The 244-nt window shown below is 64.3% G+C and carries 1 protein-coding gene; it reads right to left on the reverse strand.

What is annotated here, in order from left to right:
• Window positions 1-244: Phenylacetic acid catabolic protein (locus F1003_RS19120; RefSeq protein ID WP_202913938.1), on the reverse strand; the 244-nt coding region annotated here is incomplete at both ends.

Below are 244 nucleotides of genomic sequence, written 5' to 3' on the forward strand. Positions count from 1 at the left end.
TGTTCGTTGCAAGGGCCGTTGCCCTTGAGGACCTCGCGGAACTCGTCCCAGTCGATGGGGCCGAAGTCCCAGTGGCCGCGCCGCTCGTTCCACGTCAGGTCCGGGTCCGGGAGCGTGAGGCCCAGGGACTCGGCCTGGGGCACGCAGATGTCCACGAAGCGCTGGCGTAGTTCGTCGTTGGAATGCCGCTTGTCTCGACAGCATAGGATCATCCACTTCACCACAATCGGCTCGGCATCAGGTC

Origin of the sequence: Winogradskyella ouciana, assembly GCF_009709615.1 — a bacterium.
Classification (GTDB): domain Bacteria; phylum Bacteroidota; class Bacteroidia; order Flavobacteriales; family Flavobacteriaceae; genus Winogradskyella; species Winogradskyella ouciana.